Below are 25,800 nucleotides of genomic sequence, written 5' to 3' on the forward strand. Positions count from 1 at the left end.
GCGTTCACAGGTCCAGGGCGAGGCGGTCCCCCTTCGCGCGCGAGACGCACAGCAGCATCGACTCCCCACGCTCGGGGTCCGTGAGCAGGTCGTCGCGGTGGTCCACCTCGCCCGCGAGCACCCGGTGTTGGCAGGTTCCGCAGAATCCCTGCTCGCACGAGTACGGCGTGTCGGGCAGCTCCCTGCGCACCGCGGTGAGCGTGCTCTCGTGCGCGCCGACCTCGACCACCCGTCCCGAGCGGCGCAGTTCGACCGTGAAGGCCCGCGCCGGACCGGGCGCCGCCGACGGCGCGAACCGCTCCAGGTGCACGGCAGCCGGGTCGTGGGCCGCCGCCGTGACGGCCTGCATCAGGGGTTCCGGTCCGCAGCAGTAGACGAGGGTGTCGGGTGCCGCCTCGGCCAGCGGGGCCAGGTCGGGCAGGCCCACCTCGTCCTCGGGATGCACCGTGACCCGGTCGCCGTATACCGCGAGGTCGTCCAGGAAGGGCATCGAGTCCAGGGAGCGCCCCCCGTACAGCAGGGTCCAGTCGGCGCCGGCCGCGGTGGCGGCGCGGAGCATCGGCAGGATCGGGGTGATGCCGATGCCGCCCGCGACGAACGCGTACGACGGGGCCGGGAGCAGCTCGAAGCGGTTGCGCGGCGGCCGCAGTTCCAGCTCGGCCCCCTCGACGAGCTGGGCGTGCGCCTCGCGGGAGCCGCCGCGGCCGTCCTCGACCAGCCGGATCGCGACCCGGTAGCGGCCGTCGTCCGCCGGGTCGCCGCACAGCGAGTACTGGCGTACCCGTCCCGAAGGCAGGGTGACGTCCACGTGCGCGCCCGGTGTCCACGCGGGAAGTTCCGGGGATTCCAGGGTCAGTTCCAGCACGCCTTGCGCCGGCTGCGTTCGGGAGACGATCAGCGCGCGCAGCGCGCGGCGCGGGGAGTGGCCCGAGACCGGCACCTCCAGGGCGGGCAGCGGCCACAGCGGGGAGTTCCCGATGCGGCGGTTCAGGGCCCGGCGGGCCGCCCAGGCCGCACCCGCGACCGCCGTGGCGGCGAGGACGCGCCTCATGCCCGCACCCCGCCGTTCGCGCCGGGAGAGGAGGCCAGGTAGGCCACGGCCCGGGCCGTCGAGCCCTCCTGCGAGGGGTGGTACGTCCGGGAGAGGTACTTCGGTATGGACTTCAGCATGGCGCCCGTCGACGGGAGTACACCCTGCTGTCCGGCCATGAAGAACTGCCCGAAGGAGGCCTTGCCGTCCACGAGGTGGGGGTCGTTCTCCATGAAGAAGCGGACCCCGCGCTGCCAGAGGAAGACCAGGGCGGTGAAGGCGGTCGCCCAGGTCCGGGCCCGGCGCCGGTAGCCGCCGTCGACGTGCATGAAGAGGTCGAAGGCCACCGAGCGGTGCTCGACCTCCTCCGCGCCGTGCCAGCGCAGCAGGTCCAGCATGGTGGGGTCGGCGCCGCGCCGGTCGAGTTCGTCGGCGCCCAGCACCCAGTCGCCGAGGAAAGCCGTGTAGTGCTCGATCGCCGCGATCATCGCGATCCGCTCCATCAGCCACCAGTGCCGTGCCCGGCCCGGCGGCAGCGTGCGGTCGCCGAGCAGTTTCTCGAACATCCAGTCCACCTGGGCGGTGTAGGGGGTCGGGTCGAGACCCAGGCGCTTCAGGTGTGGGAGGACGTCGTCGTGGGCGGCGGCGTGCATGGCCTCCTGGCCGATGAAGCCGACGACGTCCTCCCGCAGCCGCTCGTCCTCGATGTGAGGGAGCGCCTGCTTGTAGACGTGCACGAACCACCGCTCCCCGGCGGGCAGCAACAGGTGCAGCACATTGATCATGTGCCCGGCGAAGGGTTCCCCGGGCAGCCAGTGGAGCGGGGTGTCCTCCCAGCCGAAGGACACGTTCCGGGGCCTGAGGTCCACGTGTTCCGACGCCACGGGGGCGGGCGCGAGCGGCGTATTAGACATGGCGTCAATGTACTGACGGGTACAGGGAGTGAGAAGCCCCCTGCGTCGACTTCTCGCGCCCGCCGCCCGCCGCCCAGCGCTCGCTCCCCGTCGTCCGGCGCCCGGCTAGCGCGTGGTGTTGCCGCTCGCGAGCGCCCACTCGCGGTTCAGGGCGCCGAGCGGGATCCTGCGCTCGAAGGCCGGTGTGCCGAACAGGGACAGCTGGAGCTGGAGCTGTCCGCTCAGGTCGAACCCGCCGTACAGCGCCCAGGCGCCGCCGACGGAGGTCTTGCCGTCGCTGGACGCGGTCGCCTTGACGTCGGCCTCGCCGCGCAGGTACGGGGCGAAGTCGCCGGTGACGCCGACCGCGCCGTAGAGGCCGACGGACGCCTCGGCGCCGAGCGCGCCCTTGACCTTCCCCGCAGCGGTGACGGTCGCCTGGACCGGCGTGCTCTTCACGTTCGACGCACTGACCGGAGTCCAGCCCTTGCCGAAGGCGTAGCTGCCGCCGACCTTGAAGTCACCCTTGACGTCCTGCTGGACGTCCAGGGTGACCTTGCCGTCGGCCTCCACCTGGATGTAGCAGGTCAGGCCGAGGTTGACGACGACCGGCACCGGGCCGACCTGGATGACCGGGGAGCTGTGCAGCTTGGCGAACGGGATCCGCTTGGGCCCTGCCGTGCTCGCGGCGGCGCGGCCCTGGAGCTTCCACTGCGAGGACCAGTCGCCGCTCATCCCGAGGAAGGCGCCGCGCGGGCCGGAGCCGCCGCCCTGTGCGCCGTCGTACCGGAACTCGACCTGCGGGGCGAGTTGGACGAAGCCGGAGACGGAGGCGCCGGCCGAGGCGGGCGCGTCCGGGGCGGTGTCCACGGCGGCGTTCACGTCGAGCCGGAGGTTCCCGAGCGGCAGCTTGGCGCCCTCGGGGCCGAACTTCAGGCCGTCACCCTTCGCCCAGGAGAAGGTGACGCCCTTCATCAGGGGCTCGACGACGACCGCCGAGGGGTCGACGGGCACCTTGCCGTCGGCCTTGTCGTCGTTGAGGACGGCGGCCAGCGTCGTGGAGGCGGTCTTGACCTCGGTGCCGCGGTCGGTCGTGCCGACGACCTCGGTGACCTTGGCGAGCAGGCCGTTCGGGGCGCCGGGCGCCGGGGCGCTGGCGATGACATCGCCCGCCGCGACGGGCTTGTCGGCCTCGGCCGACCTGTCCGGCGAGGGCGCCTGGGAGGGCCCCTTGGGCGGGGCCTTGGCTATGACGGCCCGTCCGGTCGCGGCGTCGTACGAGGCGACCTTGAGCGTGGACTTCTCGGTCCTGCCCTTCGAGCCGCCCCGGGCGACGGCCGCCGGGGTGGGCTCACCCTGGGGCGCGGCGGCCACGTCCAGCTGCTGCGGGCCGCTGTCGGCGGACGGGGTGAGGGGGGCTGGTGCGGCCGGTTCGGCCGCGCCGGTGTGGGATGTCGAGGCGCAGCCGGTGGCGGTGAGCGCGAGGGCGGTCAGACCGGGGAGGAGGAGACTGCGGGCAAGCGTACGCACGTGGTGGACCTTCAAATGGGGCAGGGGTGTGGGGGATTACCGGGTGGTAACCGGAATCCGATCATGTCATGTGTCCACTGCGCCCGTCATGCCCGGATCTCGCCAACTCCCTTCAGCCGTAAAGTCGTTGAACCTTCATCTGACCTCGCGTCGGCCCTGGGCGGCCCCGCCCTCAGCGCAGCACGCCCGCCTTCGTCCCGTCCGTCAGCTTCCCCGACAGGTCGACCTGCGCCCCGGCCGGCGCCTTGACCGCCAACCGGTTGCCGTTCGCGGAGCCGGTCACCCCGCCGCCCGTGACCGACAGCGAGGTGAACTGCGCGCTGCCCGCCGCCAGGACGTACCACTGGCCCGCCCGCGACTTCCACAGCACACCCGCCAGCACCCGCGGCTCCCGGGGCCCGCATGCCGCGGCCCCTTCCGCGGCCGCCGCCTGCGCCGCCGTGGCCGAGCCCGGCGCCAGGAACTGGGCCTGCACGCGGTCCGCCGCGCCCTGCCAGGTCTCGGCCCGCGTACAGAGCCAGGTCGCCGTCCCGTCGCCCTCCGGCAGCGGCTGCTTCGCGTACGTCCAGGAGTTGACCGTGCGGACCCCGTGCGAGCGCACCGACGGCAGCAGGCACGCGATCCTCGACCAGTCCGCGAGCTCCGCCGCCTCCGTCACGTTGCGCTCGGCCCCCGGCGCCCCCGACGTGAGCCGGGCCGGGGTCAGCTCACCCAGGTCGGTGATGAGCCGGGTGGCGCCGTCCCCGGTCAGGGACAGGGCGTTCCAGCTGGTGCAGTCGCCCGTCGGAGCCGGTCCCGGAACCGGCGGGGTGACCCCGTCCTGGGTCGTCTTCAGCACCGCCGGCGGGCCGCCGGGCTTGAGCAGGTCCCGCAGGGCCACCCCCGTCACCCAGGGCGCCGCGAGATAGCGGACGTTGCCGTCGACCCGGCTGACGACCAGCGCGGTCGCGGTGTCCGCCGAGGCGCCGTCGGTCCGGGCGAAGTCCAGGGCCGCCCCCGCCGAACCGGAGCGCGGTTCGGCGTAGCGGACCACCCGCAGACCGTCGTACAGCAGGACCACGACGGCCTGGTCGACGGCACCCGCGAACAGCAGCTGCGCCGGTCCCATCGGTGGCCCGGACGGTGTCCCCGGGGTGGCCGAGACGACCACGGACGAACCGGGCCGCGCCCAGACGGCCAGCGCCCGGCGCAGCAGGGCGGTGTCGTCCGCGCGGTCACCGCGGGCCGGCCAGGTGGAGAAGTCCGTACGGGAGGAGGTGTGCCAGAGCGCGGGCGCGACCCGGACCAGCTTGGCCGGATCCAGAGCCTGTTCGGCCGCGGCGTTGCGCGCGTACGGCGGCGCGGCGGCCCCGTCCGAGCCCCAGCCCCCGCCGGGCAGCGCGAGCAGCGCCCCGCAGACGGCGAGGGCGGCCCCTGCGGCCAGCGCGGCCCGCGTCAGACGCCGCCGTCGCAGCAGGTCGGTGGGCCGGGCCTGGAGCACGCACGGGTCGAACTCGGGGGAGGCGAACAGCGCGTCGTTCGCCGGATCACCGGACTCCCGGGCGGCGGCGGCCGGGTCCGGAACGCCGGCCTCGTCGAGCACCCGGAGCACCTCCGGCTCGGGCAGCCGCTCCAGGGCGCGCAGAACGCAGGCGGCCCGGCCGGGACCGTCCAGGGTCGCCAGCCACTGGTCGAGGGCGAGCTCCTCGGCGCCGCCCGAGCGGGGGAACAGCCGCAGGCCCCACACCTGGGGCAGCGCCGGCGGGAGCTGCGCACGGCGGGGCAGCGCCCGGAACGTCAGCGGGAGCCCCGCCTCCAGTGCCGCGCGCAGCACCCGCAGCCGGACGTACGCGTACCCGGAGTCGTCCGGGCCGCCCCGCTGCCCCGGGACCCCGCCCTGCACGGCGGCGACCCCCGCCGCCGCGTCCCTCCGCCCGCGCGGCAGTGCCCGCTGTACCAGTGAGTGGGCGGTGAGCACCCGCCGGTTGCGGCCGAGGGTCGGGGGCAGCACGAGATAGGCGAGCCGCACCAGCCGCGGGTAGTGCTCGACGATCGCGGCCTCGGCCTGCTCGACGTCGGGAGCCGCGGGAGGCTGGGGGCGGGTGGCGGTATCCGGTGCAGTCACGTTCAGCAGAACGAGCGAATCGTCGGATGGTCACCCGTCCGCGTCCCCGCGGAGGCCTCAGCCCACGAGACGTGCGCGGAGTGCCTCGACCGTTTCGTCCGCGACGCCGAGGCCCTCGCGCACGTACTTCTCCATGGAGCCGTAGCGCGTCTCGACCTCGTCGAGGGCCGCCTCCAGGTAGGAGGGGAAGACGCCGATCAGGGCGAGCGCGATGTCCGGGTTGCCGCCGGCCGCCGTGAAGCCCTCGATCATCGGGGCGAAGGCCTGCTTGACCGCCGGGTTGACGGAGAGGTATTCGGCCATCAGGGTGTCGTCGTCCGCGCCGAGCAGTGCCAGGACGACGGTCGCGCCCCAGCCGGTGCGGTCCTTGCCGGCCGTGCAGTGGAACAGCAGCGGGCCCGCCTCCGGGTCGGCGGCCTCGGTCAGCAGCATGCGGTACGCGGCCTGCGCGGAGCCGGAGTGCACGAAGGACCGGTAGGTGTCGGCGAACAGGGCCTGAGCCTTGCCGCCGCCCAAGTGCTCCTCGGCCACCACCGGGTCGGAGAGCAGGTCCTTGAGCTGGGCGGCGGCGGGCTTCTTGCCGGCCTGCCGCAGCTTGTCCGCGAGGACGTCGGCGACCAGGAGCCGGGCGCCGGCAGGTATGCGGTCGGGGTGGTCGGCGCGCTCCGCGTCGGTGCGGAGGTCGATGACGGTGCGCACGCCCAGCGCCGCCACCACCGGGTCGGTGCCGAGGTCGAGCCGGTCGAGCTGACCGGAGCGCAGGACCAGGCCGGGGCGCACGGTGCGGCCGCCGGAGAGCGGGGTGCCGCCGAGGTCGCGGAGGTTGGCGACGGTGGTGGAGGGGGTGGCGGTCATCGTGGCGGCTCCAGCGGTGTGCGAGTTACTCGTGTCATGCGGCGAGGTGGCGAGGTGGGGATGCCGTCGTGCGGTGGTGCGTCGTGCGGTCGTGCGGCGCGGGGTCATCAGGTGACGCGGCGGTTCGATTCAGACAATTTTCCGACGGTCTGTACCGGAAAGGTAATCGAGGGCCAGTGAAACGCCCATGCCGATCCCGAGGGCCGCGAGGTGCCCGGCGTCGGTGAAGGTCCGGCCGCGCTTCAGTACGGGCGCCGCCGCGAGCGTCAGCAGGCCGACCCGGACGGCCGTGCGGACGGGCCCGCGCGGCAGGGTGGAGGTGAGCGTGCCGAGGACGGCGTTGAACCCGTAGCTCGTTCCCACGTCCAGGGCGCGGCGGGTTGCGGAATCGGTCGTCCTGCGCAGTGCGCCGTACACGAGGAGGGTTGCCGAGGCGTGCCCGAACAGGAACACCGCGGCCGCCCACCAGGCCCCGTACGCGTATTCGGCGTAGCCGAGCACCGCGACCAGCAGCAGCGCGTACGGCAGGGGCATCGGCTCTTCGACGACCAGGGCGCTGCTCAGCAGCGTCTCCCAGCGCCCGGCGGCGAGATTGTCGACATTCGTCGAGCAGTCCCGGAGCAGCCGCTCCCGGTCGGCCGGTTCGGTGCGCTCGAGTGCGTACGCCCCGAGCTGGACGCCGCCTGCGTACACCGCTCCCCACGGAATTGGATTCACCTGCTCATGATCGGATAAGCCTCTGGCGGAGGCCAAGGGGCGTCGTGCGAACATGTCCCGGCCATGTTCGAATCCTTCGCGCCGCTGCGCGCCACCCGAGCCGCGATCTTCGCGGCGGTGTGCGTCATGCTGGGCGCGGTGGGGCATTCGTACATGTCCGGCATGAATGTTCCCTTCTCCGGTCTTCTGGGCGCTTTCGCGGTGACCGCCGTCCTCGCCTGGTCCCTCACCGGCCGACGACGCGGACCCGTGGGGATCGCCGCAGCCGTGCTCTCCGTACAGGGCGTGCTGCACCTGGTCTTCTCCGGCAGCCAGGCGGCCGAGTCCGCCCCCGGGCCGGCCGCGATGCAGGGGCACCACCACATCCCCGCCGCCGAGGCCCCCGGCATGGCGGACGCCGGCATGGCCGAGGTGGCAGGCATGGCCTCCCACGGCGGCGCCGGGATGATCGCCGCGCACGTGCTCGCCGGGCTGGTCTGCGCCGCCTGGCTGGCGCGGGGCGAGGCCGCGGTCTTCCGGCTGGCGCGCGTCCTGGGCGCCGCCGCTCTGCACGCCGCCCGGCCGCTCGCCCGCGCGCTCGACCTGCTGCGCGCCCGGGTCGCCGCCGTAGCGGCCCCTCCCGTCTTCCGTGCTCCCTACCGGCGCCCCCGCCGACTGCGCGGAGCGGTTCACGCCCACGCCGTGGTGCGCCGAGGGCCGCCGTGGAGCGGCAGTGTCCACCGCTCCACGGCCCCCGGCCGTCCTGCCCGCGCCTGATCCGGCGCACCTCCACGGCACCCGTGCGAGGGGAGGCGAGACCTGGGGCCGCCGTTCCCATGCCTTCGCCAACACCTAGGACCGACATGTCCGTCGAAGAGATCCAGGACGTCCGCACCCCGGACTCCGACCCGTCCGCCACACCCAAGAGCCGCGGCGGCGGCTGGGCCGCCGTACGCCCGCTGCTCCTGCGCATGCACTTCTACGCGGGCCTGCTTATCGCCCCGCTGCTGTTCCTCGCCGCCGCCACCGGCCTGCTGTACGCCGTCTCGTGGCAGGCCGAGAAGATCGTCTACGCCGACGAGCTGACCGTCCCCCGCGTCGGCGACGGAGCCCTGCCGCTCAGCGCCCAGGTCGAGGCGGCCAAGGGCGCCGCACCCGAGGGCGAGGTCGTCTCCGTGTGGCCGGGCCCCGACGCCGAGGCCACCACCCGGGTGATCATGGAGAGCTCCGGCCTCGCGGAGGGCGAGACCCTCACCGTGTTCGTCGACCCGTACACCGCCGAGGTGCGCGGGCAGCTCACCACCGTCGGCGACGCCCTGCCGCTGCGGGCGTGGCTGAGCACCTTCCACTCCAACCTCCAGCTCGGGGAGTTCGGCCGCAACTACAGCGAACTCGCCGCCAGCTGGATGTGGGTGGTCGCGCTCGGCGGCCTCGCCCTGTGGATCGGACGCCGCCGCAAGCGCGCGTCGCAGCTCGTCCTCCCGGACCGGGAGGCCACCGGCCGGCGCCGGACCCTGTCCTGGCACGGGGTCGTGGGCCTGTGGTCCGTCGCCGGACTCGTCGTGCTCTCCGCCACCGGCCTGACCTGGTCGAAGTACGCCGGTGAGAACATCGGGCAGCTCCAGGACGGCCTCGGCGGGGCCACCCCGGCGGTCTCGGCGAAGCTGAACCCGGGTACGGAGGCCGGCGGCGCCGACGAGCACGCGGGCCACACCATGCCCGAGGGCACCCAGATGCCGGCGCCCGCCCCCACCGCCGACGTCGGCCTCGACCGGGCCGTGGCCGCCGCCCGGGACGCCGGCGTCACCGAGGCGATCCGCGTGACCCTGCCCGCCCAGGGCAAGGGGTACGTCATCAAGGAGCAGGACAAGCAGGTGCCGGTGCACTTCGACACCGTCGCCGTCGACCCCGCCGACGCCCGGATCATCGACGAACTGCCTTTCGCCGACTACCCCGTGCTCGCCAAGATGACCCGCTTCGGCATCGACCTGCACATGGGGCAGACCTTCGGGCTCCTCAACCAGATCGTGCTCGCGGCGCTGGCCGTCGGCGTGATGTTCCTGATCTTCTGGGGCTACCGCATGTGGTGGCTGCGCCGGCCGACGAAGGACCGCACGCTGTCGGCCGGCCGCGCGCAGCCGCGCGGCGCCTGGCGGAAGCTGCCCCTGACCGTGGTGCTGCCGCTGGCCGCGGTGACCGCGCTGGTGGGCTGGTTCATCCCGCTGCTGGGCATCAGCCTGGTCGTCTTCCTGGTGGTGGACCTGCTGCTCGGTTTCGCGGCACGCCGACGGGCGGTGGCCGCGGCCGCGTAGTGCCGCACCGGTGAAAGAGGTGGGCCCGTGCTCCGGGGAGGGGTACGGGCCCACCGTCGTCCCGGTCGGTCAGGGGGCGTACTTGTAGCCCACGCGGCGCACCGTCTGGATCGCGCCGCGGTGGGCCCCGCCCAGCTTGCGCCGCAACCGGGCGATGTGGACGTCCACGGTCCGGCCGTCGCCGACGTGGCCGTACCCCCAGACCGTGGTGACCAGCTGGTCCCGGCTGTGCACCCGGTGCGGGTGCTGCACGAGGTGGGCCAGCAGCTCGAACTCCAGGTACGTCAGGTCGAGTACGCGGCCGTCGACCTCGGCGGTGCGCTGCGCCGCGTCGATGCGGATCAGGACGTCGTCCTGGCCGGGGGCCGGGGCGGTGGCCGCGGGCTCGGGGCGGGCGCCGGGGGCCGGGTGGAGCGGGGCGGCCACGGCCTGCGGGGCGAAGGCGATGGGAGGCTGCTGGTCCGCCGGCACGAGAACCAGGTAGCCGACCATCGGCGGCCGGCCCGGCAGCGCCGGAAGGGTGTGCTGGGGTGCGGGCAGCCAGGTGGCGCCGGGCGGGAGGAAGTCCGCGACCCGGGCCACCTCGTCCCGGTCCACGGCGCGCAGCCGGTGGCGGGGACTGGGCGGATAGGTGAGGGGAGCGGCCGCAGCGGAGGTCAGGGAGCGGGTGTTCGCCATGAGTGGTCAGCTCTTTCACGCGGAGTGGTCGGCAGGAGACGTACGTGCGTCATCGATGTCGTGCCGCGCAGACCGAAGGCCTCGGGGAAACCCGAAGGGGAGGTCCCGGAGGCTTTAGAGGGCCGGCGCGTTCTTCGCGCGGCAACACTCACGATCGAAGTCGTGGTCCTGACGGGACGGCCAGAACGGCTCGAGGTCGCTGCGACCTGACGAGGTGTGCGAGTGGCTGGCCATGGCCCCATTCAAGCAGAAGAGCCGCCGTCGGGGCAGGCTGCGTCTCGCATGATGGATCAACGTCTCATGATGCGGTCCAGGGACGGGCAAAGCGGGGCAATCCCTCAACAGGCCAGCCGCTTGCGCCAGTCCAGTCCCGTCATGCGTATCGCATCGCGGACGGAGCCGCCCCACGCCCGCCCGACGCCCTCGGCGCCGAGCGCCCCGACGGGATCCTGATCGCCGACATGGGGCCACACCGTCCCGGCCGGTACCGACAACGCCCGCCGGGCCTGGAAAGGCGCGGCGGGCGTGGGTGTCCGGGGGAGGCGGGGGCCGTCAGGCCAGGCCGTCCTTCTCCAGGCCGGTGCAGCAGGTGTCCGTGATGAGGCGGGTCACCACGTACGGGTCCACGTTCGCGTTCGGGCGGCGGTCCTCGATGTAGCCCTTGCCGTCCTTCTCCACCTGCCACGGGATGCGGACCGAGGCGCCGCGGTCCGAGACGCCGTAGCTGAACTCGTTCCACGGGGCCGTCTCGTGCAGACCCGTCAGGCGCTCGTCGATGCCGGCGCCGTAGTTCTTCACGTGGTCGAGCGGCTTGCTGCCCTCGCCCAGCGCCTCGCACGCCGAGATGATCGCGCGGTACTCCTCCCGCATCGACTTCGTGGAGAAGTTGGTGTGCGCGCCCGCGCCGTTCCAGTCGCCCTTGACCGGCTTCGGGTTCAGGGTCGCGGAGACGTTGAAGTCCTCGGCGGTGCGGTAGAGCAGCCAGCGCGCGATCCACAGCTGGTCGGAGACCTCCAGCGGGCCCAGCGGGCCGACCTGGAACTCCCACTGGCCGGGCATGACCTCGGCGTTGATTCCGGAGATCTCCAGCCCCGCCGCCAGGCAGTGGTCCAGGTGCTTCTCGACGATCTCGCGGCCGAAGATCTCGTCCGAGCCGACGCCGCAGTAGTAGCCGCCCTGCGCGGCCGGGAAGCCGCCCACCGGGAAGCCGAGCGGCCGGACGCCGTCGAAGAAGGTGTACTCCTGCTCGATGCCGAAGATCGGTTCCTGGCCGGCGAACTTCTCGGCCACCGGACGCAGCAGCGCGCGGGTGTTCGACTCGTGCGGGGTCATGTCGATGTTCAGGACCTCGCACAGCACAAGGATGTTGTCCCCGCCGCGGATCGGGTCCGGGCAGGAGAACACCGGGTTCAGCACGCGGTCGGAGGCGTGGCCCTCGGCCTGGTTGGTGCTCGATCCGTCGAAGCCCCAGATCGGCAGCTCGGCGCCGTCGGCCAGGATCTTCGTCTTGGAGCGAAGCTTCGCCGTCGGCTCGGTGCCGTCGATCCAGATGTACTCAGCCTTGTAGCTCACGGGCCCATCCTCAGACTCTGCGGGTGCTGCTGGACGCTGCTTCATCGCTGCGGTGTTGACCGCAGCGTGCCCGTCCGCGATTTCTCTTCCGTTGCCCGTGTGTGAACCCCGTGTTACCGAGGTTTACGCCGCTGGTCCGGCGGCTTGTGCGGGTTGGCGGTCGAGCACCCGTCCGGGTGGGGCAGACTGGCGGCGTGAGCATTTCGTCTGATTTGAGCCCGGCCGGAGACGCCGGCGCAGAACGCGCCGGAGTTCCCGCCGAGACCGCCGCCCCAACTGCCGCCGGTCAGAACCCCGCAGGGCCCCGCCCCCGGGTCGGGCTGCTCGGCACCGGCCCCTGGGCCCACCGCACCCATGCCCCCGCCATCGCCGCCCACGCCGGATCCGAGTTCGCCGGCGTGTGGGGCCGCAGGCCCGAAGCCGCGGCGGAGCTGGCGCAGAAGTACGGCGTGAAGGTGTACGAAGAGCCCGACGAGCTGTTCGCCGACTGTGACGTCGCCGCCTTCGCCCTGCCGCCCGACGTACAGGCCCCGCTCGCCGTGCGCGCGGCCGCCGCCGGCCGCCACCTGCTGCTCGACAAGCCCGTCGCGACGACGCCGCAGGACGCCCGGGCCGTCGCCGAAGCCGTCGCCCGCCACCAGGTCGCCTCCGTCGTCTTCCTCACCCTGCGCTTCGCCGAACCCACGGCGGGCTGGGTCGACGAGCAGGCCGCCCGCACCGGCTGGTTCACGGCCGCCGCGCACTGGCTCGGCGCCGTCTTCCCGCCCGACGGCACGCCCAGCGCCTACGCCGACTCGCCCTGGCGCAAGGCCAAGGGCGGGCTGTGGGACGTAGGGCCGCACGCCCTGTCCGTCCTGATCCCGATCCTCGGGGACGTCACCGAGGTCAGTGCCACCCGCGGCCCCTCCGACGTCGTCCAGCTGGCGCTGCGGCACGCCTCCGGCGCGGCCAGCACCGCCGTGCTCAGCCTGGGAGCCCCGCAGGCGGCCGCCGGGGTGGGACTGGAGCTGCGCGGCAGTGCGGGCGTGCACGAGCTGCCCGGCTGGAGCGATGTGCCGGGCGCCTACGGGCGGGCCCTGGACGCACTGCTCACCGCGGCCCGGACGGGCGTGCCCGATCCGCGCGGAGCGGAGTTCGGGGCCCGGCTGACGGAGATCCTGGCGCAGGCGGAGGCGCAGCTCCCTACTTGATGAGGGCGTTGGCCACGATGATGGCGAGGCCGATGGCGGCATCGGCCAGGCCGGTCAGCAGGGCCCGGCCGAGCCGGTGGCCGGCCCGGAGCGCCGTGAGCGAGCCCCAGCCGAACAGCAGGGCGGTGTTCAGGCCGAGTCCGCCGGCCGTCACGGCGTAGGCGTCCCAGCCGCCGACCCCCGCGACGGTCAGCAGCAGGACGGTCGGAAGGGTGGCCGCGATCAGTGGCCACTCGTTCCACAGGGCCCGGGCAAGGACCTGCCGGCGGAGCCTTCCGGATTCCTCCCGGTGGGAGGCCATGTGGTGCGAATAGCCGTGCGCGAGCCCGGCCGTGGCCGCCGTCACCAGGACCCAGCTGGCGTCGTAGAAGGGGCTGAAGTCCTCTCCCTCCTGGTTCAGTGCGGCCAACAGGGCACCGGCCAGGACCGTCCCGTAGACCCCGCCGAACATCCAGTCGGCGTGCCGGTGGGACGGCTGGGGAGGGCGGGCGGTCAGGCCCTCTTCCTGCGGCTGCTGCTCGGTCACGACTGAGTCCTCAGGTGCGGTATGTCCTCTTTTGGTGCTCCGGTCACCCTACGAGAACCGGGGGTGGGGGCGTTGTGAAGAACGCCGCCGCCCGACGGGCCGCCTCCGCCGGGCCCCCGTCAGAGCCCGCCGGCCGCTCGGGGGCGGGGGTGTGGCGGCGGTCAGGGGCGCGGCTCCGACGCGAAGACGGTGTGGGTGGCCGTCAGGAAGCGGCGGACGGTGTCGCGTTCGGCGGGGTCGAAGGAGTCCAGCACCCGCAGTACCCCGTCGATCAGGGGCCCGAAGAACTCCCGGCCCAGACGGATCGCGGCCGGCTCCACCCGCAGCAGGATCCGGCGCCGGTCGTGCTCGTCGCGGATCCGGGCCACGTGGCCGAGCCGTTCCAGCCGGTCGATCACGGCAGTGGTGCCGGCCGAGTTGAGGCCGAGCCGAGCGCCGAGCAGGCCCGCCGTGGCCGGCTCGGCCGCGCGGGCCGCGTCCAGCAGGCAGATCAGGGCCCGTACGTCGGTGGGGTGCATGCCGTTGCGGGCGGCGAACTCCGCCTGGCGCAGGCCGAAATCGACGGTCACCGCCCGCAGCAGGTGCACCAGTCGCAGATTGTCGGGCTCGTGGTTGTCGGGCACATCGCCTCCTGCCTAATATCTCGTTCAGCGAGATTATCGCCTGGCGAGACATTGGAGCAGCCCGTGTCCCGGATGTCGCCCCACCGTTCCTCTGCGTCCCCGTCCCCGTCCCCGTCCCCGGCCCCGGCCTCTGCCGCCTTCCGCAGCGCCTACGAAGCGGTGCTCGCCGGGTGGCCCGGACCCGTCGAGTCCGCCGACCTGCCGACCCCCTACGGGGTCACCCGCGTCAACAGCTGCGGCCCGGCCGGCGCCCCGCCGCTGGTGCTGCTGCCGGGGGGCGGGGCCACCTCCGCGGTGTGGGGCGCCTGCGCCGCCGCCGGGGCGGCCCGCACCCACCGCGTGCACGCCGTGGACCTCGTGGGTGAACCTGGGCTCAGCGTCCCGGGGCCCGGGCGGGCCCCGCGAACCCCGGAAGACCTGGCCGTCTGGCTCGACGCGGTGCTCGACGGGCTCGGCACGCGCGCACCGGTGACCCTCGGCGGGCACTCGTACGGCGCCTGGATCGCCGCCCACCACGCCGCCCGGCGGCCCGCCCGGATCGGCCGGCTCGTCCTGCTCGACCCGACCCAGGTCTTCGCCGGACTCCGCCCCGGCTACGTCCTGCGCGCCCTGCCCGTGCTGGTGCGGCCCACCCCGGAGCGGATCCGTGCCTTCCTCGCCTGGGAGACCCGCGGGGCCGCCCTCGACCCGGCCTGGCTCCGCCTCCAGGACGAGACCGCCCGCTTCCCCACCGCCCGGCCGGTCACCGGGCCGCGCCCGGACCTCGTCCGCCTCGCGGAGCCGGACCTGCGGGTGGACGTCCTCTTCGCCGGGCAGGCCCGCTGCCACGACCCCGGCCGGGCGGCCCGCGCCGCGCGCGAGGCGCTGCCGGGCGCGCGGGTCGACGTACTGCCCGGGGTCCCGCACCACGCCATGCCCCTGACGGCCGCCGCCGAGATCGCCCGCCTGCTCGCCGACCGCCAGGCTCTCCGCCGCTGATCGGCCCGGGCGGCGTGCTGGAGCACCTGCCGTGCCCGGGCGGGGGAGCGGCCGCCGCGCGCGGGCTGCGGCGTCCGGGCGTGCGGCGCGTCTCAGGCCGTACGGGACAGCGCGTCGCGGACGGCCTCCTCGGTGCGGGCGACCACGGCCGAGCCGTCCTCGGCGGTGATGATCGGGCGCTGGATGAGCTTCGGGTGCGCGGCCAGATGGGTGATCCACCGGGCCCGCGCCGCGTCCGTCTCCTCGCGCGGCAGGTCCCGCACGCCGGTCTCCCGGGCCAGCGGGTCCGACGTACGGGTGATGTCCCACGGCTCCAGCCCGAGACGGCCCAGCACCTCGCGGATCTCGTCCTCGGAGGGCACGTCCTCCAGGTATCGGCGCACGGTGTACTCGGCGCCCTCCGCGTCCAGCAGGTCGAGCGCGCTGCGGCACTTGGAACACGCGGGGTTGATCCAGATCTCCATGGCCCCAACCCTACTCAGGGCCCGCCTGGCCAGGGGCTTTTGTCAGTGGTCCCCGGTAAAATCGAAGCAGAACGACAGGAAGCCAACTACCGTTTGGGAGGCTGTAGATGGCCACTGCCAGCACCGTCCGGCCCGTCCAGAAGAAGCCGCTGCCGGCGGGCCTGCCCCGCGAGTGGTACGAGAGCCACAACCGCCGTCTGAAGGCGATGCGGCTGGCGATATCCCTGCTCGACTCGGGGACGTACGACGCCAAGCGCGCCACCAACCGGAAGATCCGGACGATGGCCGTCCGCACGGGTATCCACCGGCCGTCCAACGTCACCTGCAAGATGGTGCGCGCGTTCATCAAGGAGTCGTGACGGCGCCTCATTGCATGCCGGGCCCCGGCCGACCGCCCGAGGGCGGAGGGCGGGGCCCCGGCCGAACTCCCGGCACCGCCCGGGACGGGGGGTTCACGGACGTCCGTCCGGAGAGAGCAGCAGCAGTGCCACGTCGTCGCCCGGCCCGCCGCTCGTGAAGGCCGACAGGTCCTTCCAGACCGCCCCGACCAGGCCGACCGGGTCCCGCGCCAGGTCAGGCACCCGGGTCGCCAGCGGGTAGAAGTGCCCGGCCGCGTCCCGGGCCTCCGTCGCCCCGTCGGTGTGCAGCAGGAACTGGTCCCCGGGCCGCACCGGCAGCTCCACCACCTTCGGCGGATCCGGTCCCGCGAGCCCCAGGCCCAGCGGGGGCCCCGGCTCCACGGTCACCTCCTCGACCTCGGCCCCCCGCAGCCGCAACGCCGGCGGATGCCCGCACGACACGAACCGTACGAGGTCCAGACCGTGCGGGAACTCCACCAGCACCGCCGTCGCGAACAGTTCGGGATGGTCCACATGGGCGTCCGCCGCGTCCGCCAGCAGCCGCCGGTCCAGCCGGACCGCCACGGCCGCCAGCTCCGCGTCGTCGAGTACGGCCTCGCGGAAGGCCCCGAGCAGCGCCGCCACCGTGGACACCGCCGCCAGGCCGTGCCCCTGTACGTCCGCGACCAGCGCCCGGACCCCGAACGGCCCCACCCGTACGTCGTACAGGTCGCCTCCCACCAGCGTGCCGCGCTGCGCCGCCCGGTAGAGCCCGGAGCAGCGCACCTCGCCCACTTGTTCGGGCACCGGCGGCAGCACCGCCAGCTGGGCGGCCTCGGCGACCGTCCGCACACTGACCAGCTGTTCGTCCCGGCGCTGGCGGACCCAGGCGATGACCACGCTCAGCAGCCCGACGACCGCCACCGTGGCGAGGTCCGTCCCCTTGGCCTGGGCCACACCGATGTCGTGCACGCCCAGCAGCAGCAGGACGAGGGCCGCGAAGATCGCGGTTCCGGCCGCCCCGTACGCGAACGCCGCCACCGGCGGCAGGCCCGCCAGGAAGAAGCCCAGCTCCACGTCGGTCGTCAGCGACTGCGCGAGGACGAGCGCCACCAGGGCCGCCGCGGGCGCGATCCGGGCCCAGCGCGGCGGTGGCTCGCCGCGCAGCCCGCCCGGCTCAGCGCGTCCACGTCTCACCCCTCCACCCTGGTACGGGGTGCGGGCCCGCGCACCCCGGACCGGCCCGCCGGGGGACCGGCGCTGCTTTGCGGACACTCCCCGGGGCCGCCACAGTGGTGGCGTGACGGGAAACGACAGCCCGGGAAAGGCGCCCGGCCGGGCCCACGTCGAGGCGCACGGCACCGCCGACGCCCCGGCGAGCGCGGAGATGAGCACACGGCTCAACTGGCTGCGCGCGGGCGTGCTCGGCGCCAACGACGGGATCATCTCCACCGCGGGCCTAGTGGTCGGCGTGGCCGGCGCCACCACTTCCCGCCCGTCGATCCTGGCGGCGGGCGTCGCCGGACTGCTGGCGGGCTCCCTCTCCATGGCAGCGGGGGAGTACGTGTCCGTCAGCTCACAACGGGACTCCGAACGGGCCGCGCTCGACATGGAACGCCGGGAACTGGCGGAGGAGCCGGAGGCGGAGCTCGACGAGCTCACGGATCTGCTGACGGAGCGGGGCCTGAGCCGGGACGTCGCCCGGGAGGCCGCCGAGCAGCTCACGGAACGGGACGCCCTTCGGGCCCACGCCCGGGTGGAGCTCGGGATCAATCCGGACGAGCTGGCCAACCCGTGGCACGCGGCCTACGCGAGCCTCGCCGCCTTCACCGTGGGGGCGCTGCTGCCCCTGCTGGCGATCACCCTGCCGGGGCCGTCGGCGCGGGTGCCGGTGACGGTGGTGGCGGTGCTGGCGGCGCTCACGCTGTGCGGGGTGCTCAGCGCACGGCTGGGCGGGGCCCCGGTCCCGCGCGCCGTCGCCCGCAACGTGGCCGGCGGCGCCCTGGCCATGGCCGTCACCTACGCGGTCGGCACCTGGCTCGGCACCGCGACCGCCTGACGCCCCGCCCTCCGCCCGCCCCTGGCCCTCAGGCCGGGCCCGGCTCTGCCCGGCCCTGGCGCTCTGCCGGGCCCCCGGCGCTCTGCCGGGCCCCCGGCTCTGCCCGGCCCTGGCGCTCTGCCCGGCCTCGGTGCTCTGCCCGGCCCCGGCGCTTCGCCCGGTGCCTCGCGCCACGATCGCCGGCGGGTGGGACTGGAACGGCCGTCTCGATCGCCGGCGGGGCTGGAACGGCCGCCTCGAACTCCGGCGGGGCCTGGCCTTCGGAGGTCGGGGCGGATCCGGCGGGCCCTCCCGGCCCCGGCGGCGTCTGAGGCGCGGGCGCGGAGCGCCGTGTCGTGACGCCGCCGGGGCACGCCCGTCCGGCGAAGGACCGCGACGCGCCCCGAACCGCCCGAGCACAGCGCAGCGACCCGGCAGGATGGCCCCATGCGCATCGCAGTCACCGGCTCGACCGGTCTCATCGGCAGTGCACTCGTGCGGTCCCTGCGGGCCGACGGCCACGAGGTGGTGCGGTTCGTGCGGCGGGATCCGGCCCGCGCTGACGAGGCGCGGTGGGATCCGGAGCGCGGCCACGTGGACCCGGCCGGGCTGGCCGGCTGCGGCGCCGTCGTGCACCTGGCCGGGGCGGGGATCGGGGACCACCGGTGGACCGCCGCCTACAAGCGGAAGATCCGCGACAGCCGCGTGCTGGGCACCGCCGCGCTCGCGAACGCGCTCGCCGGCCTCGACGAGCCGCCCGCCGTCCTGGTCAGCGGCTCCGCCGTCGGCTACTACGGGGACACCGGCGACCGGCCCGTGGACGAGGACACCCCCGCCGGGCACGGCTTCCTGCCCTCGGTCTGCGTGGAGTGGGAAGCCGCCGCCGCCCCCGCCGGGCAGGCCGGGATCCGCACCGCGTTCGCCCGTACCGGACTGGTCGTCGCCAAGGAGGGCGGGGCCTTCGGTCGGATGTTCCCCCTCTTCCGGGCGGGCGTCGGCGGCCGCCTCGGCGACGGCCGGCAGTACTGGCCGTACATCTCCCTCCACGACGAGGTCGCGGCCCTGCGCCACATCATCGACACCCCGGCGCTGAGCGGCCCGGTCAACCTCACGGCCCCCGAACCGCTGACCAACCGCCAGGTCACCGCCGCCATGGCCCGTGTACTGAACCGGCCGGCGGTGCTGCCCGTACCGGCCGTGGCCCTGCGCGTCGGGCTGGGCGAGTTCTCCCGGGACGTGCTGGGCGGTCAGCGCGCCCGCCCCACCAGGCTCCTGCGGTCCGGGTTCGTCTTCCGCGACCCCGGCATCGAACAGGCCATCCGCGCCGCGCTCCACTGATCGGCGTGCGACCGTGTGCGACCGTTCGTGACCCGGATGCGACCGTCGTGCGACCGGAGTTGTCCGCAATACCCGGTCCAACTGGGGTTCCCGTTCGACCGGTTGAGGGAAGGAGGATCCCCACACAGCCGCGCCGACCTCGGGGAGGGGCACGTGCTCAGCAGCGCACCCAATGCCGCACACCATGCGGACGTCGTCATCGTAGGAGCCGGAGTCTCAGGACTCGCGGCCGCGCACCACCTGATCGCAGCCGGGGTCACGGTCACCGTCCTGGAGGCCGCGGACGATCCCGGCGGACGGATGGCCACCGAATCGGCCGACGGGTTCCGGCTCGACCGGACCGCCCAGTTGCTCAACACCGCGTACGGCGAACTCGAGCGCACCCACGCCCTCCGGGCCCTGGTCCTGCGCCCCTTCACGCCCGGCGTCCTGGTCCACACCGACGGCAGGCAGTTGCGGGCCGGGTCCCTCACCCCGGCGCGGGCCCTGGCCAGCGGCTCCCTCGACCAGGCCCGCCTCAGCGCCGCCCTCGGCAGGCTCGCCGCGCTGCCCGAGGACAAGCTGCTCGCCCGGCCCGAACGCACCGCGGCCGCGGCCCTGCACACCCGCGGTCTGCCGTCCCGCACCCTGAACGGCGTGCTCCGGCCGCTGCTCGCCGCCCTGCTCCGGGACCCGGAGCTCACCACCTCCAGCCGGGTCGCCGACCTGGCCCTGCGCACCTTCGCCCGCGGCCGGCTCGCCGTGCCCGAAGGCGGCGCGGCGGCCCTGCCCGACCTGCTCGCAGCGGGCCTGCCGCCCGGCACCGTACGGACCGGCGTCAGGGTCCGGTCGGTGGCCACCAACCTGGTCACCACCGAGGAGCACGGCGACTTCCGCTGCCGCTCCGTCCTGCTCGCCACCGGCGCCCGCGCCGCCGCCGAGCTCCTGCCCGGGCTGCGCGTGCCCGCGTTCCACGAGGTCACCGTCCTGCACCATGCCACCGCCGGCCCTCTGCCCCGGGACGGCTCGCTGATCCTGGACGGGGACCCCAACTGGCCCGTCTCCCACACCGCCGTCATGAGCGCGGTCGACCCGACGCGGGCCCCGGCCGGGCGCAGCCTGGTCACCACGACCGTGCTCGGCCCGCCGCCGGTCCTGCGCACCGCCGCCTCGCGACTCGCCCGCCTCTACGACACCAGCACCCGCGAGTGGGAGCTGCTGGCCGTCCACCACACGCCGGAGGCCGTCCCCGCCATGCCCCCGCCGCACGACCGGAGCCGCCCGGTGCGGGTGCTGGCGGGGCTCTACGTGTGCGGCGACCACCGCGACACCAACACCGTCCAGGGCGCCCTGCACTCGGCCCGCCGCGCCGGCGGCGCGATCCTGCGCGACTTCGGCATCCCGCTCCCGGTCGCCCCGGAGCCCGCACTCCCGGTGGCGGCCTGAGAACCACCCACGACCCAGGGGCCCGGTCCTCCCGCCTCGGGACCGGGCCCCTGCCGTACCCCCGGGCCGCCCGGACGGCCCGGGCGCGCGGATCCCGCCGCGATCAGGACAGCGCCGCCACCCGGTCCCGGTAGGTCCGCACGGCCGACGCGTCCCGGTACGGCTCCAGCCGCCGCTCGAAGTCCCGTACGTACTCCACCGCCCGCACCGACCGCATCTCCATCGCCTGCTGCGCCGCCTCCGCGCCCAGCGCGCACGCCTGGTCCAGTTTGCCCAGCCCCAGCCGTGCCGTGGCCAGCACCACCCGGCAGAACAGCCGCGAGCGCGCGAACCCCGGCGCCCTCAGCTGCAGGGACCGCTCCGCGTGCTGCGCCGAGGCCCGGTACTGCTGGAGGTCCCGGTGGCAGTGCCCGAACTCGTCCGCGAGCTGCGCCTCGTCGTACAGGCGCGCCCAGTGCGGTACGTCGTCCCCCGGCCGGGCCGCGCCCAGCGCCCGCTCGGCCCGCACCAGGGAGGCCGTCGCCGCCCGGACCTCGCCGAGGACCGCGTGCCCGCGCGCCTCCGCCGCGTGCAGCAGCGCCTGCACCACCGGCGGCGGGCCGGAGCCGACGCCCTGCTGGGCCACCCGGGCCAACTGCACCGCCTCCCGGCCGTGCCCGAGGTAGACCGCCTGCCGGCTCATGGTGACCAGCACGTACGAGCCGTACGGCCGGTCCCCGGCCGCCTGCGCGAGCCGCAGGGCCTGCACGAAGTACCGCTGGGCGAGCCCGTGCGCTGCGATGTCGTACGAGGTCCAGCCCGCGAGCCGGGTCAGGTCCGCGGCGGCCGCGAACAACCGCCGCCCCGTGGTCTCGCCGTAGGTTCCCCGGAGCATCGGCTCGGCCTCGTGCTCCAGGTACCGCACGAGGGCCTGGCGGGCGTGCCCGCCGCCGTAGGTGTGGTCCAGGGTCCGGAAGAGCTCGCCGACCGATCTCAGCGCGGCGATGTCGCCCGCCGTCACGCGCTGCCCTGGCCCCCGGTCGATCTGCCGCTGCCGCGGCACCGAGGTCCGGCCCTGGAGCGGGACGCGGGCGGCGGCCGGTTCCGCGCCCCGTGCCACACGCTCGTCGGGCCGCCCGATCAGCCAGTCCCGGCTGGGCACGACCAGCCCGGCCGGCGTGAAGGCGATCTTCCGGAGTTCGGCGTGGGAGCCGGAGTCCTTGCGCCACAGGCCGCTCGCGATGTCCACGGCCTCCTCGGGGGTGGCCGCGAACTCCAGCCCCGCGTAGACGGGGGCGCATGCGTCGAGGCCCAGGTCCTGCGCGGAGAGCCGGCGACCCAGACGCCGGGTGAACACCTCGGCGATCAGCGCCGGGGTGGTCCCGCGCGGCTGCTGGCCGCGCAGCCAGCGGGTCACGGAGGTCTTGTCGTACCGCAGGTCGAGACCGTGTTCCAGACCGAGCTGGTCGACGCGGCGGGCGAGCCCGGCGTTGGAGAACCCGGCTTCCGCGATCAGCGCCGCCAGCTGGCGGTTGGGGACGCGCTGGGCAGGTCGTTCCGTCATCGGCTCCACGGTTTCCTGACGCGGCGGACCGGAGTCCCGGCCCTTGAACGGCGTGAATGTAGCGGCGAACTTCACCGGTGCCGCCCTCTCTGCCCCACATTCATCCGATCGTGTGCAGAATCGGTAGGGCTCTTTACGGACTCGCCCCCTCCGCCCGCGTACGCTGCGGGCCATGACCCGCCGGCACCACCCGTCACGCCTGCCCCAGGAGCGGCCCGACTCGACCGCTCCGCTGCCTCCGCCCGAGCTGACCGAGGCCGAGTGCCGACGCTGCGGCACCTACATCGCGGGGCTGGACGGCCGGTACGCCTGCGGCGTGTGCGGCTGGGTGAACGACCACTCGGAGGGCCACCGGCGGCTGCCGCGCGCGGACGAGGACCCGGACCGCCCGCCGAAGGGCCGCCGACGGCCGAGGCAGCTGCCGTCGCGCCTGCCGGAGCCCGGTCCGGAGCCCGGCCCCGAGTCCGACCCGGAGCCGGAAGCGGGGCCCTGAAGGGGGCCGCACGGGCAGCCGTACCCTTGCTCAGTGAAGTGCGTGCACACAGCAGGTTCAATGAGGAGGCGCTGCGGTGGCTGAGCTTGGGTTTGTCCGTCTGGGCTTCGGAGCGGAATCCGTGGAGTACACCCAGGCCTGGGAAGAGCAGCGCCGGGTGCACGCGGCCCGCTTCGCGGACGAGGTCGAGGACACCTGCCTGCTGGTGGAGCACCTGCCGGTCTACACGGCGGGGCGGCGCACCGACCCCAGTGAGCGCCCGCTCGACGGCACCCCCGTCATCGACGTTGACCGCGGGGGGAAGATCACCTGGCACGGCCCCGGCCAGCTCGTGGGCTACCCGATCATGAAGCTGCCCCGGCCGGTGGACGTGGTCGCCCACGTGCGCCGCCTGGAGGAGGCGCTGATCCGCACCGCCGCCGAGTTCGGCCTGGAGACCACCCGGGTCGAGGGCCGCTCCGGCGTCTGGGTGCTCGGCGACCCGGTCGAGGAGCGCCCGAAGATCGGCGGCCTCTCCCTCGACTTCGACCCGCGGCTCGCCGACGAGGAGTTCGACCCCCGGCTCAACGGCCCCGAGTACGCCCCGTCCAACGCCGGCCAGCGGCGCGAGGACCGCAAGCTCGCCGCCATCGGGATCCGGGTCGCCAAGGGCGTCACGATGCACGGCTTCGCGATCAACGTGAACCCGGACAGCACCTGGTTCGACCGGATCATCCCCTGCGGCATCCGCGACGCCGGTGTGACCTCGCTCTCGTACGAACTGGGCCGCGAGGTCACCATCGCCGAGGTGCTCCCGGTCGTCGAACGCCACCTGAAGGACGTACTGGAGCACGCCGAGTTGCGGCCCCGCGAGATCGAGACCGCATAGAGACCTCCCGGCTGCGGGAATGAGTCCGGCCGCCCGCAGGTTGAGCGGCGTAAGAGCGTACGAAATTACGGGCGTACCCTGGTGGGCGCCCGAACAATCGAAGTCACAGGGAGCCGGTCGTGTCCGCAGTCGCACCCGACGGACGCAAGATGCTGCGCCTCGAGGTCCGGAATGCCCAGACCCCCATCGAGCGCAAGCCCGAGTGGATCAAGACCCGGGCGAAGATGGGCCCCGAGTACACCAAGATGCAGGCCCTGGTGAAGGGCGAAGGACTGCACACGGTGTGCCAGGAGGCCGGCTGTCCCAACATCTACGAATGCTGGGAGGACCGCGAGGCCACCTTCCTCATCGGCGGGGACCAGTGCACCCGGCGCTGTGACTTCTGCCAGATCGACACGGGCAAGCCCGAGGCGCTGGACCGCGACGAACCGCGCCGCGTCGGCGAGTCCGTCGTCACGATGGACCTGAACTACGCCACCATCACCGGCGTCGCCCGCGACGACCTGGCCGACGGCGGCGCCTGGCTGTACGCGGAGACCGTGCGGCAGATCCACCAGCAGACGGCGGGCCGGGAGGCCGGCCACACCAAGGTCGAGCTGCTGGCCCCCGACTTCAACGCGGTGCCCGAGCTGCTGGAAGAGGTCTTCGCCTCCCGTCCCGAGGTCTTCGCGCACAACGTCGAAACGGTGCCGCGGATCTTCAAGCGGATCCGCCCGGGCTTCCGCTACGAGCGCTCCCTCGACGTGATCACCAAGGCGCGCGAGTACGGCCTGGTCACCAAGTCGAACCTGATCCTGGGCATGGGCGAGGAGCGCGAGGAGGTCTCGCAGGCCCTCAAGGACCTGCACGAGGCCGGCTGCGAGCTCATCACCATCACCCAGTACCTGCGGCCCTCGCCGCGGCACCACCCCGTCGAGCGCTGGGTGAAGCCGGCCGAGTTCGTGGAGCTGGCGAAGGAGGCCGAGGAGATCGGCTACTCGGGCGTGATGTCCGGGCCGCTGGTCCGCTCGTCCTACCGGGCGGGTCGCCTCTACCAGCAGGCGATGGAGAAGCGCAGCGGAGCCGAGGAGCGCGCGAGCGCCTGACGCGGGGCGCGACCGTCCGTGTGAAGTCGCGCACAAAGTGCTACCAACAAGTAATACGGCATCGACGCGGCCCCTAGGCTCTTTCCTGAGGAGAGAACCCGGCGGGCCGCGTCGGCGTCTGCAACGTGTCCATCACATTTGACCGACCGGTCACGCCCTGGTAACACCAGTCAGTGACGCTTGGTCCACGCACCGTAGACGCCCGCCCACCTCGCGAAGACGTGAGCATCGTGAAAGGGATCGACATCATGCAGGCCGCGCCAGTACGCGCCATCGCCATCCCGACGCTCTCCGACGCCTTCCGGGGCTTCGAGTCCCTCCTCATGAGCGGAGCCCGCCGCAACGCCTGGACGGCGGTCCTGGAGGACCGCAAGAGGGCGAAGGACCGGGTCGAAACCGAACACGTACTTGAGGCCGCGGCTACCCGAACCCCGCAGGCCACGTAAACTTCGCTGTATGGCGAGGAAGTCAAACGCAGAGACTGCTGCGAACCCCGGGCGACTGAAGCAGATCGCCCTGACCTACAAGATGACGCGCAAGGCCGACCCGAAGGTCGGTCTGATCGTCGCGGGCGTGGGAATCGTCACCTTCGGTGTCTTTCTTGCGATCGGCTTCCTGATCGACCACCCGGTCTACCTGGGCATTCTGGGCTTCCTGGTGGCTTTCCTCGCGATGGCGATCGTCTTCGGGCGACGGGCCGAGCGGGCTGCCTTCGGGCAGATGGAGGGACAGCCGGGAGCGGCCGCGGCCGTACTGGACAACGTGGGACGGGGCTGGACGACCACCCCGGCCATCGCGATGACCCGGCAGCAGGACATCGTCCACCGTGCCGTGGGCAAGGCCGGCGTCGTGCTGATCGCCGAGGGCAACCCCAACCGGGTGAAGCCGCTGCTCGCGAACGAGAAGAAGAAGATGGCCCGGATCATGCCGGACGTGCCGGTCCACGACTTCATCGTGGGCACGGGCGAGGGCGAGGTGCCGCTCAAGAAGGTGCGCACCACCCTGCTCAAGCTGCCGCGCGTACTGACCGGCCCGCAGATCACCGTGGTCAACGACAAGCTGCGTGCCATGGGTGACCTCATGAGCAACATGCCGCTGCCGAAGGGCCCCATGCCCAAGGGCATGAAGATGCCGCGCGGTGGAAAGATGCGCTGACCGCATCGGCCGATTTTCGTATACGACACAGGGGCGCCCCCCGAGCCGCGGCTCGGGGGGCGCCCC

26 protein-coding genes are annotated in these 25,800 nt (G+C 73.8%); 13 read left to right on the forward strand and 13 right to left on the reverse strand.

Annotated features, from left to right (window positions below):
- Positions 1–4 precede the first annotated feature (4 nt).
- The 6 genes from ACZ6JS_RS06865 to ACZ6JS_RS06890 form a co-directional block, all read right to left on the reverse strand.
- Positions 5–1,051, reverse strand: coding sequence for a PDR/VanB family oxidoreductase (locus ACZ6JS_RS06865; RefSeq protein WP_469296281.1), 1,047 nt, complete (start codon positions 1,049–1,051; stop codon positions 5–7).
- Complete coding sequence (locus ACZ6JS_RS06870; RefSeq protein ID WP_469296283.1) at positions 1,048–1,944, reverse strand: metal-dependent hydrolase; 897 nt, start codon at positions 1,942–1,944, stop codon at positions 1,048–1,050. Before ACZ6JS_RS06870 ends, ACZ6JS_RS06865 begins: the two co-directional genes overlap by 4 nt.
- Before the next feature lie 105 nt (positions 1,945–2,049).
- The gene (locus ACZ6JS_RS06875) at positions 2,050–3,453 is read right to left on the reverse strand and encodes a hypothetical protein (protein WP_469296284.1); all 1,404 of its coding nucleotides are present in this window, start codon (positions 3,451–3,453) and stop codon (positions 2,050–2,052) included.
- A gap of 172 nt (positions 3,454–3,625) precedes the next feature.
- Complete coding sequence (locus tag ACZ6JS_RS06880) at positions 3,626–5,557, reverse strand: hypothetical protein (protein ID WP_469296286.1); 1,932 nt, start codon at positions 5,555–5,557, stop codon at positions 3,626–3,628.
- A 57-nt stretch (positions 5,558–5,614) separates the two neighbouring features.
- Positions 5,615–6,412, reverse strand: coding sequence for a tyrosine-protein phosphatase (locus ACZ6JS_RS06885; RefSeq protein WP_469296288.1), 798 nt, complete (start codon positions 6,410–6,412; stop codon positions 5,615–5,617).
- 129 nt (positions 6,413–6,541) lie between these two features.
- A complete protein-coding gene (locus ACZ6JS_RS06890; RefSeq protein WP_469296290.1) occupies positions 6,542–7,129 on the reverse strand; it encodes a rhomboid-like protein in 588 nt (195 codons plus the stop codon).
- Between the two features lie 63 nt (positions 7,130–7,192).
- Here ACZ6JS_RS06890 and ACZ6JS_RS06895 point away from each other — a divergent pair, with 63 nt between their 5' ends.
- Complete coding sequence (locus ACZ6JS_RS06895) at positions 7,193–7,885, forward strand: hypothetical protein (RefSeq protein WP_469296291.1); 693 nt, start codon at positions 7,193–7,195, stop codon at positions 7,883–7,885.
- An 86-nt stretch (positions 7,886–7,971) separates the two neighbouring features.
- Positions 7,972–9,420, forward strand: coding sequence for a PepSY-associated TM helix domain-containing protein (locus ACZ6JS_RS06900; RefSeq protein ID WP_469296292.1), 1,449 nt, complete (start codon positions 7,972–7,974; stop codon positions 9,418–9,420).
- A 69-nt stretch (positions 9,421–9,489) separates the two neighbouring features.
- Here the strand turns inward: ACZ6JS_RS06900 and ACZ6JS_RS06905 are convergent, their stop codons facing one another.
- Together ACZ6JS_RS06905 and glnII are read right to left on the reverse strand one after the other, a co-directional pair.
- The gene (locus ACZ6JS_RS06905; protein ID WP_469296294.1) at positions 9,490–10,098 is read right to left on the reverse strand and encodes a winged helix-turn-helix domain-containing protein; all 609 of its coding nucleotides are present in this window, start codon (positions 10,096–10,098) and stop codon (positions 9,490–9,492) included.
- A 552-nt stretch (positions 10,099–10,650) separates the two neighbouring features.
- A complete protein-coding gene (gene glnII, locus ACZ6JS_RS06910; protein ID WP_469296295.1) occupies positions 10,651–11,670 on the reverse strand; it encodes a glutamine synthetase in 1,020 nt (339 codons plus the stop codon).
- A 320-nt stretch (positions 11,671–11,990) separates the two neighbouring features.
- Between glnII and ACZ6JS_RS06915 the strand changes: the two genes are divergently transcribed.
- The gene (locus ACZ6JS_RS06915; protein ID WP_469296447.1) at positions 11,991–12,860 is read left to right on the forward strand and encodes a Gfo/Idh/MocA family protein; all 870 of its coding nucleotides are present in this window, start codon (positions 11,991–11,993) and stop codon (positions 12,858–12,860) included.
- Here the strand turns inward: ACZ6JS_RS06915 and ACZ6JS_RS06920 are convergent.
- Together ACZ6JS_RS06920 and ACZ6JS_RS06925 are read right to left on the reverse strand one after the other, a co-directional pair.
- Positions 12,853–13,386, reverse strand: a complete 534-nt coding sequence (locus ACZ6JS_RS06920; protein WP_469296297.1) for a hypothetical protein — start codon at positions 13,384–13,386, stop codon at positions 12,853–12,855. The genes ACZ6JS_RS06915 and ACZ6JS_RS06920 overlap by 8 nt on opposite strands.
- A 161-nt stretch (positions 13,387–13,547) precedes the next feature.
- A complete protein-coding gene (locus ACZ6JS_RS06925) occupies positions 13,548–14,009 on the reverse strand; it encodes a MarR family winged helix-turn-helix transcriptional regulator (RefSeq protein WP_469296298.1) in 462 nt (153 codons plus the stop codon).
- 72 nt (positions 14,010–14,081) lie between these two features.
- Here ACZ6JS_RS06925 and ACZ6JS_RS06930 point away from each other — a divergent pair, with 72 nt between their 5' ends.
- On the forward strand, positions 14,082–14,987 hold the full coding sequence (locus ACZ6JS_RS06930) for an alpha/beta fold hydrolase (RefSeq protein ID WP_469296449.1): 906 nt from the start codon (positions 14,082–14,084) through the stop codon (positions 14,985–14,987).
- Positions 14,988–15,079: 92 nt separating this feature from the next.
- Here ACZ6JS_RS06930 and ACZ6JS_RS06935 read toward each other — a convergent pair whose 3' ends face one another.
- Positions 15,080–15,451 carry an ArsC/Spx/MgsR family protein gene (locus ACZ6JS_RS06935; RefSeq protein WP_469296299.1) on the reverse strand — a complete coding sequence of 124 codons (372 nt, stop codon included), beginning with the start codon at positions 15,449–15,451 and terminating at the stop codon, positions 15,080–15,082.
- Between the two features lie 107 nt (positions 15,452–15,558).
- Here ACZ6JS_RS06935 and ACZ6JS_RS06940 point away from each other — a divergent pair, with 107 nt between their 5' ends.
- Positions 15,559–15,810, forward strand: a complete 252-nt coding sequence (locus ACZ6JS_RS06940) for a hypothetical protein (RefSeq protein WP_030032818.1) — start codon at positions 15,559–15,561, stop codon at positions 15,808–15,810.
- A gap of 93 nt (positions 15,811–15,903) precedes the next feature.
- On the opposite strand, the gene ACZ6JS_RS06945 is transcribed toward ACZ6JS_RS06940, so the two are convergent.
- Positions 15,904–16,986, reverse strand: coding sequence for a PP2C family protein-serine/threonine phosphatase (locus ACZ6JS_RS06945; RefSeq protein WP_469296301.1), 1,083 nt, complete (start codon positions 16,984–16,986; stop codon positions 15,904–15,906).
- 190 nt (positions 16,987–17,176) lie between these two features.
- Here ACZ6JS_RS06945 and ACZ6JS_RS06950 point away from each other — a divergent pair, with 190 nt between their 5' ends.
- From ACZ6JS_RS06950 to ACZ6JS_RS06960, 3 genes are all read left to right on the forward strand, one after another.
- Positions 17,177–17,848 carry a VIT1/CCC1 transporter family protein gene (locus ACZ6JS_RS06950; RefSeq protein WP_469296451.1) on the forward strand — a complete coding sequence of 224 codons (672 nt, stop codon included), beginning with the start codon at positions 17,177–17,179 and terminating at the stop codon, positions 17,846–17,848.
- Between the two features lie 426 nt (positions 17,849–18,274).
- The gene (locus ACZ6JS_RS06955) at positions 18,275–19,165 is read left to right on the forward strand and encodes a TIGR01777 family oxidoreductase (protein ID WP_469296303.1); all 891 of its coding nucleotides are present in this window, start codon (positions 18,275–18,277) and stop codon (positions 19,163–19,165) included.
- A 153-nt stretch (positions 19,166–19,318) separates the two neighbouring features.
- The gene (locus tag ACZ6JS_RS06960) at positions 19,319–20,590 is read left to right on the forward strand and encodes an FAD-dependent oxidoreductase (RefSeq protein WP_469296305.1); all 1,272 of its coding nucleotides are present in this window, start codon (positions 19,319–19,321) and stop codon (positions 20,588–20,590) included.
- A 103-nt stretch (positions 20,591–20,693) separates the two neighbouring features.
- Here ACZ6JS_RS06960 and ACZ6JS_RS06965 read toward each other — a convergent pair whose 3' ends face one another.
- Positions 20,694–22,133, reverse strand: coding sequence for a regulator (locus ACZ6JS_RS06965; RefSeq protein WP_469296307.1), 1,440 nt, complete (start codon positions 22,131–22,133; stop codon positions 20,694–20,696).
- A gap of 172 nt (positions 22,134–22,305) precedes the next feature.
- Between ACZ6JS_RS06965 and ACZ6JS_RS06970 the strand changes: the two genes are divergently transcribed.
- The 5 genes from ACZ6JS_RS06970 to ACZ6JS_RS06990 all read left to right on the forward strand — a co-directional run bounded on the left by ACZ6JS_RS06970 (position 22,306) and on the right by ACZ6JS_RS06990 (position 25,734).
- Positions 22,306–22,626 (forward strand): hypothetical protein, encoded by a 321-nt coding sequence (locus tag ACZ6JS_RS06970; protein WP_469296309.1) that lies wholly within the window; start codon positions 22,306–22,308, stop codon positions 22,624–22,626.
- Between the two features lie 76 nt (positions 22,627–22,702).
- A complete protein-coding gene (gene lipB, locus ACZ6JS_RS06975) occupies positions 22,703–23,494 on the forward strand; it encodes a lipoyl(octanoyl) transferase LipB (RefSeq protein ID WP_469296310.1) in 792 nt (263 codons plus the stop codon).
- A gap of 119 nt (positions 23,495–23,613) precedes the next feature.
- A complete protein-coding gene (lipA, locus tag ACZ6JS_RS06980; RefSeq protein WP_469296312.1) occupies positions 23,614–24,579 on the forward strand; it encodes a lipoyl synthase in 966 nt (321 codons plus the stop codon).
- A 248-nt stretch (positions 24,580–24,827) separates the two neighbouring features.
- Positions 24,828–25,025, forward strand: a complete 198-nt coding sequence (locus ACZ6JS_RS06985) for an SCO2195 family GlnR-regulated protein (protein ID WP_469296453.1) — start codon at positions 24,828–24,830, stop codon at positions 25,023–25,025.
- Between the two features lie 10 nt (positions 25,026–25,035).
- The gene (locus tag ACZ6JS_RS06990) at positions 25,036–25,734 is read left to right on the forward strand and encodes a DUF4191 domain-containing protein (protein WP_469296314.1); all 699 of its coding nucleotides are present in this window, start codon (positions 25,036–25,038) and stop codon (positions 25,732–25,734) included.
- Positions 25,735–25,800 lie beyond the last annotated feature (66 nt).

Source organism: Streptomyces sp. NPDC046349, assembly GCF_055587885.1.

Excerpts from the sequence above, each read along its gene's own strand:
- ACZ6JS_RS06865 (WP_469296281.1), bottom strand. The coding sequence starts at position 1,051 with ATGAGGCGCGTCCTCGCCGCCACGGCGGTCGCGGGTGCGGCCTGGGCG.
- ACZ6JS_RS06870 (WP_469296283.1), bottom strand. The coding sequence starts at position 1,944 with ATGTCTAATACGCCGCTCGCGCCCGCCCCCGTGGCGTCGGAACACGTG.
- ACZ6JS_RS06885 (WP_469296288.1), bottom strand. The coding sequence starts at position 6,412 with ATGACCGCCACCCCCTCCACCACCGTCGCCAACCTCCGCGACCTCGGC.
- ACZ6JS_RS06895 (WP_469296291.1), top strand. The coding sequence starts at position 7,193 with ATGTTCGAATCCTTCGCGCCGCTGCGCGCCACCCGAGCCGCGATCTTC.
- ACZ6JS_RS06900 (WP_469296292.1), top strand. The coding sequence starts at position 7,972 with ATGTCCGTCGAAGAGATCCAGGACGTCCGCACCCCGGACTCCGACCCG.
- ACZ6JS_RS06905 (WP_469296294.1), bottom strand. The coding sequence starts at position 10,098 with ATGGCGAACACCCGCTCCCTGACCTCCGCTGCGGCCGCTCCCCTCACC.
- ACZ6JS_RS06930 (WP_469296449.1), top strand. The coding sequence starts at position 14,082 with ATGTCGCCCCACCGTTCCTCTGCGTCCCCGTCCCCGTCCCCGTCCCCG.
- ACZ6JS_RS06935 (WP_469296299.1), bottom strand. The coding sequence starts at position 15,451 with ATGGAGATCTGGATCAACCCCGCGTGTTCCAAGTGCCGCAGCGCGCTC.
- ACZ6JS_RS06940 (WP_030032818.1), top strand. The coding sequence starts at position 15,559 with ATGGCCACTGCCAGCACCGTCCGGCCCGTCCAGAAGAAGCCGCTGCCG.
- ACZ6JS_RS06950 (WP_469296451.1), top strand. The coding sequence starts at position 17,177 with ATGAGCACACGGCTCAACTGGCTGCGCGCGGGCGTGCTCGGCGCCAAC.
- ACZ6JS_RS06955 (WP_469296303.1), top strand. The coding sequence starts at position 18,275 with ATGCGCATCGCAGTCACCGGCTCGACCGGTCTCATCGGCAGTGCACTC.
- ACZ6JS_RS06965 (WP_469296307.1), bottom strand. The coding sequence starts at position 22,133 with ATGACGGAACGACCTGCCCAGCGCGTCCCCAACCGCCAGCTGGCGGCG.
- ACZ6JS_RS06970 (WP_469296309.1), top strand. The coding sequence starts at position 22,306 with ATGACCCGCCGGCACCACCCGTCACGCCTGCCCCAGGAGCGGCCCGAC.
- ACZ6JS_RS06985 (WP_469296453.1), top strand. The coding sequence starts at position 24,828 with ATGCAGGCCGCGCCAGTACGCGCCATCGCCATCCCGACGCTCTCCGAC.
- ACZ6JS_RS06990 (WP_469296314.1), top strand. The coding sequence starts at position 25,036 with ATGGCGAGGAAGTCAAACGCAGAGACTGCTGCGAACCCCGGGCGACTG.